Origin of the sequence: Mesorhizobium sp. M7A.F.Ca.AU.002.02.1.1 (assembly GCF_003998535.1) — a bacterium.
GTDB lineage: Bacteria > Pseudomonadota > Alphaproteobacteria > Rhizobiales > Rhizobiaceae > Mesorhizobium > Mesorhizobium ciceri.
On sequence record NZ_RZPB01000303.1, the window covers coordinates 1 to 6,755 of the forward strand.

8 protein-coding genes are annotated in these 6,755 nt (G+C 62.2%); 7 read left to right on the top strand and 1 reads right to left on the bottom strand.

All coding sequences use genetic code 11. The annotated features are described in order from the left end of the window. Both EN879_RS18935 and gyrA read left to right on the top strand, forming a co-directional pair. Window positions 1-374, top strand: a 374-nt coding sequence (locus tag EN879_RS18935; RefSeq protein WP_164774463.1) for an AraC family transcriptional regulator, incomplete at its 5' end; no start/stop codon positions are given. 221 nt (window positions 375-595) lie between these two features. Beyond that, window positions 596-3,397, top strand: coding sequence for a DNA gyrase subunit A (gene gyrA, locus EN879_RS18940; RefSeq protein ID WP_013531829.1), 2,802 nt, complete (start codon window positions 596-598; stop codon window positions 3,395-3,397). A gap of 69 nt (window positions 3,398-3,466) precedes the next feature. Here gyrA and EN879_RS18945 read toward each other — a convergent pair whose 3' ends face one another. Further along, entirely contained in the window at window positions 3,467-3,619 is a 153-nt protein-coding gene (locus EN879_RS18945; RefSeq protein ID WP_081714296.1) for a hypothetical protein, read from the bottom strand. A 322-nt stretch (window positions 3,620-3,941) separates the two neighbouring features. Here EN879_RS18945 and coaD point away from each other — a divergent pair, with 322 nt between their 5' ends. The 5 genes from coaD to EN879_RS18970 all read left to right on the top strand — a co-directional run. Further along, complete coding sequence (coaD, locus tag EN879_RS18950) at window positions 3,942-4,442, top strand: pantetheine-phosphate adenylyltransferase (RefSeq protein WP_063167940.1); 501 nt, start codon at window positions 3,942-3,944, stop codon at window positions 4,440-4,442. A gap of 109 nt (window positions 4,443-4,551) precedes the next feature. Continuing rightward, window positions 4,552-5,046, top strand: a complete 495-nt coding sequence (locus tag EN879_RS18955; RefSeq protein WP_224619653.1) for a peptidylprolyl isomerase — start codon at window positions 4,552-4,554, stop codon at window positions 5,044-5,046. Window positions 5,047-5,086: 40 nt separating this feature from the next. Continuing rightward, a complete protein-coding gene (locus tag EN879_RS18960; RefSeq protein ID WP_013531825.1) occupies window positions 5,087-5,599 on the top strand; it encodes a peptidylprolyl isomerase in 513 nt (170 codons plus the stop codon). A gap of 12 nt (window positions 5,600-5,611) precedes the next feature. Next, on the top strand, window positions 5,612-6,061 hold the full coding sequence (locus tag EN879_RS18965) for a DMT family transporter (protein WP_013531824.1): 450 nt from the start codon (window positions 5,612-5,614) through the stop codon (window positions 6,059-6,061). Continuing rightward, window positions 6,061-6,755 (top strand): S-adenosylmethionine:tRNA ribosyltransferase-isomerase (locus EN879_RS18970; protein WP_164774464.1); only part of this gene is annotated, 695 nt, incomplete at its 3' end. The genes EN879_RS18965 and EN879_RS18970, both read left to right, overlap by 1 nt.

A 6,755-nucleotide genomic window follows, 5' to 3' on the forward strand; every position in this document is an offset into this window, starting at 1 on the left:
TGGCTACAGCCTCCGGCGCTACGCATGTCAGGCGCGCGCCGAGCCGCCGCGATCAAAAACGGGTTGCCGAAGCTGTGCGGCGCATCGAACTCGATGCAGACGGGCCGGTTTCCCTTTCAGCGCTTGCCGATGGGACGGCGACCAGTCCGTATCATTTCCTGCGCATCTTCCGGCAGGTGGCGGGCATGACCCCCTACCAATTCCTGCTCAGGACGCGATTGCACAGGGCCGCGGTGCGGCTACGCATGTCGGACGATACGGTTTCCGCGATCGCTTTCGGCGCTGGCTTCAGCGATCTGTCGACCTTCAATCGTCGTTTTCGGCGGATCATGGGGCAGACGCCAAGCCAGTATCGCAGCCGCCGTGGCGCATAGGTCGTTTCTGCTTGGTGAATCGGCCCGGTGCACCGCAAAGGCAGACACGCAGGCTTTTGCGTCAGGGCGGTGAAAACCGCCTTGGCCATATCGTCGCAATCATCGGTATCCATTTGAAATTACCATCAAAAATGACACTGGAAAAGTGCCGTGAAGGTTGGAGTTTCGGGCTTGCTTCCTATATAAGCACCAAGTGATTCCTGATTAGATTGTGATCCGATTTGACCGACCAGAAGACACCGCGCGGCGCCGACGGCGGCCCCACCGGCATCGAGCCGATATCCATCGTCGAGGAGATGCAGCGCTCCTATCTCGATTACGCCATGAGCGTGATCGTCAGCCGTGCGCTGCCGGACGTGCGCGACGGCCTGAAGCCGGTGCATCGCCGCATTCTCTTCGCCGCCCATGAGAGCGGCTACCATTGGAACCGCAAATATGTGAAGTCGGCGCGTCCTGTCGCCGACGTGATGGGTAAATACCATCCGCATGGCGATGCTTCCATCTATGACGCCTTGGTGCGCATGGCGCAGGACTGGTCGTTGCGCGTTCCGTTGATCGACGGGCAGGGCAATTTCGGCTCCATCGACGGCGATCCGCCTGCGGCGATGCGCTACACGGAAGCGCGGCTGACCAAGGTCGCGCACGAGCTCCTGGAGGATATCGACAAGGATACCGTCGATTTCCAGGACACGTATGATGCTTCCGGCAGCGAACCTAAGGTTCTGCCGGCACGTTTTCCCAACCTTCTGGTCAATGGCTCGGGCGGCATCGCCGTCGGCATGGCGACCAACATCCCGCCGCACAATCTCGGTGAAGTCTGCAATGGCGCCATCGCCATCATCGACAATCCGGCGATCGACCTGCCGGCGCTTATGGAGATCATTCCGGGGCCGGATTTCCCGACCGGTGGCATCGTGCTTGGCCGTTCGGGCATCTACAGCGCCTATTCGACCGGCCGCGGCTCCATCGTCATGCGCGGGCGCGTCAACATCGAACAGCGCGGCAACGACCGCGAGTCCATCATCATCACCGAAGTTCCCTACCAGGTGAACAAGTCGTCGATGATCGAGAAGATGGCTGAACTGGTGCGCGACAAGCGCATCGAGGGCATTTCCGATATCCGCGACGAGAGCGACCGCCAGGGCTACCGGGTCGTCATCGAGCTGAAGCGCGACGCCGTTGCCGACGTCATCCTCAATCAGCTCTACCGCTTCACGCCGCTGCAGACCTCTTTCGGCGCCAATATGGTGGCGCTGAATGGCGGCAAGCCGGAAGTGATGAACCTGACCGATATGCTGAAGGCTTTCGTCGCCTTCCGCGAGGAGGTGATCACAAGGCGGACGAAGTTCCTGCTGCGCAAGGCGCGCGATCGCGCCCATGTGCTGGTCGGTCTCGCTATCGCAGTCGCCAACATCGACGAAGTCATCAAGCTGATCCGCACCGCGCCGGATCCGCAGACGGCGCGTGAGCAGTTGATGGAGCGGCGCTGGCCCTCTGGCGACGTGGAATCTCTGATCCTCCTGATCGATGACCCACGCCACCGGATCAACGAGGACGGTACCTACAATCTGTCCGAGGAGCAGGCGCGCGCCATCCTCGAGCTGCGCCTGCAGCGCCTGACCGCGCTCGGCCGCGACGAGATCGCCGACGAGTTGAACACGATCGGCGCCGAAATCATCGATTATCTGGACATTTTGTCTTCCCGCGCGCGCGTCCAGCAGATCGTCAAGGACGAGCTTGCCGCCGTGCGCGACGAGTTCGGCACGCCGCGCCGCACCGAACTCACCGACGGCGGTTCGGACATGGAAGACGAGGATCTGATCCAGCGCGAAGACATGGTCGTGACGGTCAGCCATTCCGGCTACATCAAGCGCGTGCCTCTGTCGCTCTACCGGGCGCAGCGCCGCGGCGGCAAGGGCCGCTCCGGCATGTCGACCAAGGAAGAGGATTTCGTCACCCGGCTGTTCGTCGCCAACACCCATACGCCGGTGCTGTTCTTCTCCTCGCGCGGCATCGTCTACAAGGAAAAGGTCTGGCGGCTGCCGATCGGCAATCCGCAGTCACGCGGCAAGGCGCTGATCAACATGCTGCCGCTGGAGCAGGGCGAGCGCATCACCACCATCATGCCACTGCCCGAGGACGAGGCCAGCTGGGGCGAACTCTACGTGATGTTCGCCACCACGCGCGGCACCGTGCGCCGCAACGATCTATCCGACTTCGTCCAGGTCAACCGCAACGGCAAGATCGCCATGAAGCTGGAGGAAGAAGGCGACGAGATCCTCGGCGTCGAAACCTGCACCGACAAGGACGACGTGCTGCTGACCGCCAGTTCCGGCCAGTGCATACGCTTCTCCGTCGGCGACGTGCGCGTCTTCCAGAGCCGCAATTCGGTCGGTGTGCGAGGCATAACCATGGCCGAGACCGACCGCATCATCTCGATGTCGGTGATCGAGCATGTCGATGCTTCGCCGGCGGAACGCGCCGCTTACCTGAAGCGCGCGGCGGCGGAGCGGCGGCTTGCCACGGAAACGGCCGGAGAAGAGGAAGAGATCGCGCTGACCAATGAGGAGATCGGCGAGGAGACAGAGCTTTCCGACAGCCGATACGAAGAACTCAAGGCGCACGAACAGTACGTGCTGACGGTGACCGAATTCGGCTACGGCAAGCGTTCGTCGTCCTATGATTTCCGGCTGACCGGACGCGGCGGCAAGGGCATCCGCGCCACCGACGTGTCGAAGGCGGCCGAGATTGGCAGGCTGGTGGCGACCTTCCCGGTCGGCAATGACGACCAGATCATGCTGGTGTCGGACGGCGGCACCGTCATCCGGGTGCCGGTCAACGGCATTCGTTTCGCCAGCCGCGCCACCAAGGGTGTGACCATCTTCAACACGGCTGAAGGCGAAAAGGTGGTTTCGGTCGAGCGGATCTCTGAACCGCAAGCGGACGAAGAAAGCGAAGAAACCGTCGAGGGCGGTGCCGATGCCGCTGCGGCGTCTGACGCCGGTCCGGAGGGTGCGGACTAAGTCCGGCACCCAGGTTTTGACATGGCAACGCCGGCCAGCTGGCCGGCGCGGCAGCAAGTCCAGGCTTTATCAGTAGTGGCGATATGGCTTACGCGGGCCGAAGCCTTCGAAGCGCTTGGTGTTTGCCTTGACGCGGATGCGTTGTGCCTCCTGATGCAGCCCAAATACGGTGGCGATCAGCATGGCGACGGTCATTGCGGTGGCGAGCATGTAGATCAGCATGTGCGTGTTCTCCTGCGCCTAACAACGGATAGATGGGATTTTGGTTTCATCTTATTAAGGTGCAACCTAGTGAACGCTGCGTGAAGGCTTCGTGATCAGCGTGTTCATCTGTCGTTCATGTGCCGGAAAAGGTTCACGGCCGGCGCCCCGATCGGATTTGCCTTTGCGAGAGAGGCTCGCTAGAGCCTGTTCCATCTTGGTGGACGGAAGACGGAACAGGCTCTAGCTTTCATTTGAGCATGATCTCTAGGACAAACGAAAAACCGTTTGTCCGCAAAAACCGGTTTCCACTTTTTGGGATCATGCATTAGAAGCACCTGCCATGACCGAACGCATCGCCCTCTATGCCGGCTCCTTCGACCCGCTGACCAACGGCCATCTGGATGTGCTGAAGGCTTCGCTGGCCGTGGCCGACATCGTCTATGCGGCGATCGGCATCCATCCGGGCAAGCAGCCGCTGTTTTCCTTCGAGGAGCGGGTGAAGCTGATCGAGACGGCGGCGAAGGCGGAATTCGGCAGCGATGGTGCCCGTATCAAGGTCGTCGCCTTCGAGGGGCTGGTCATCGACGCCGCCAGGAAGCACGGCGCCTCGATCATGATCCGCGGCCTGCGCGACGGCACCGACCTCGACTATGAGATGCAGATGGCCGGCATGAACGAGACTATGGCACCTGAGTTGCAGACGGTTTTTCTGCCCGCCAGCCCGTCCGTGCGCACCATTACCGCCACACTTGTCCGCCAGATTGCCTCTATGGGAGGCAACATCCGCCCCTTCGTGCCGGCGGCGGTTGCCGGTGCGCTCACCGCCAAATTCGCGAAATAAGATTCCGGAGATAGATATGCAGCTGAAAAAGCTCGCCTCGTTCCTCGTTGTGCTTGCCGGCCTTGTGACCGCATCGGTCTCGGCCTTCGCCGCCGACCCGGAAAACACCATGGTCATCACGCTGAAGGACGGAGACGTCACCATTGCGCTTCGGCCCGATCTGGCGCCAAAGCATGTCGAGCAGATCAAGAAGCTGGTGCGCCAAGGCGCCTATGACAACGTCGCCTTCCACCGCGTCATAGACGGCTTCATGGCGCAGACCGGCGACGTCAAGTTCGGCAATATGAAAAAGGGTTTCAGCGCCGAGGCCGTCGGCACCGGCGGTTCCGACCTGCCCGACCTGCCGGCCGAATTCTCGCAGACCGAACATTACAAGCGCGGCGTGGTCGGCATGGCCCGCTCGCAGGACCCCAATTCGGCCAATTCGCAGTTCTTCATCATGTTCGCTCCGGCACCGCCGCTCGACGGCCAGTACACCATCGTCGGCAATGTCGTCAGCGGCATGGAACTGGTGGATCACATCAAGAAGGGCGACCAGGCGGATAACGGCACGGTCTCCGACCCCGACCGGATGATCAAGGTGCGCATCGCCGCAGACAAGTAAAATTGTCAAATAACTCTGTTTTCTCAAAAGGATATCTGACATGGCCGAAATCAAGGACCGCGAGAACGCGCTCATCATGGAAACGACCAAGGGCACGGTCGTCATCGAACTTTTCCCCGACCTGGCGCCGGGCCACGTCTCCCGCATCAAGGAACTGGCTAGGGAAGGCGCCTATGACGGCGTGGTCTTCCACCGCGTCATCGAAGGCTTCATGGCCCAGACCGGCGACGTCAAGTTCGGCAATTCGAGCAAGCCTTCCTTCGCGCCGTCCCGCGCGGGCATGGGCGGCTCTGAGAAGCCGGACCTGAAGGCCGAATTTTCCAACGCCAACCATGGCCGCGGCACCTGCTCGATGGCCCGTTCGCAGAACCCGAACTCGGCCAATTCGCAGTTCTTCATCTGCTTCGACGATGCCGCCTTCCTCAACCGCCAGTACACGGTCTGGGGCCAGGTCATCGAAGGCATGGACAATGTCGACAAGATCAAGCGCGGCGAGCCGGTGCAGGATCCCGACAAGATCGTGTCGCTGAAGGTCGCGGCCGACGTCAAGTAAGGGCAAACGACAATGATGGGCGTCGTCTGGTCGCTTCTCGGCATCCTATCCGGCGCCTTCATTGCCATTCAGGCGCCGATCAATTCGCAGCTGGCGCGCGGCCTGGGTCTCCCAGTCGCGGCGGCTGCGTTTTCGTTCCTGTCGGGCGCGATCGTGCTCGGCATTATCTCCGTTACGGTGGTGAAGCTGCAAGGCATCTCGCTCGACTGGAAAGCGCCGGCGCCCTGGCTGTTCGTGGCCGGCGGCATGCTCGGCGGTTTCTATGTCACGCTGTCGACGATCCTGACGCCACGCATAGGTGCTGCCGCGCTGATGGCGTTTCTGGTCGCCGGCCAGTTGCTGGCCGGCATGCTCATCGACCGCGTCGGCTTCCTCGGCGTCGCGGTGCGTGAAATCTCGCTCGGCCGCGTTGCCGGCGCGGTGCTGCTCTTGGCCGGAGCGCTGCTCGTCCGGCTCTACTGATGCGCGTCGATGTCTTTGACTTCGACTTGCCGGAGGAGCGCATCGCGCTCCGCCCGGCGCAGCCGCGTGACAGCGCCAAGATGCTTCTGGTCAAGCCCGGCGAAGGGCTCGAGGACCGGACGGTTGGCGACCTGCCGTCCTTGCTCAGGGCCGGCGACGTGCTGGTGTTCAACGACACCAAAGTCATTCCGGCGCAGCTCAAAGGCATAAGGCGGCGGGGCGAGGCGACGGCGCAGGTCGAAGCCACGCTGCATATGCGCATGGCGCCGGACCGCTGGCTGGCCTTCATGAGGCCGGGCAAGCGCATTGCCGCCGGCGACCGCATCCATTTCGGCCATGACGGCAATTCCTGTTTCCTCGGTCAGCTCGACGCCACGGTGATCGAGAAAGGCGAGGGCGGCGAGGCGCTGCTTGGCTTCGACCTGTCGGGGCCGTTCCTCGACGAGGCGCTGCACGCGGTAGGCCATATTCCGCTGCCGCCCTATATCGCCTCGAAACGCGACGACGACGAACGCGACCGGGCCGATTACCAGACCATCTATGCAAGCGAGGAAGGCGCCGTCGCGGCTCCGACAGCGGGCCTGCATTTCACGCCGGAGCTTTTTGCAGCGCTTGACGCCAAAGGCGTCGAACGCCGCTTCGTCACCTTGCATGTCGGCGCCGGTACGTTCCTGCCGGTCAAGGCGGACGACAC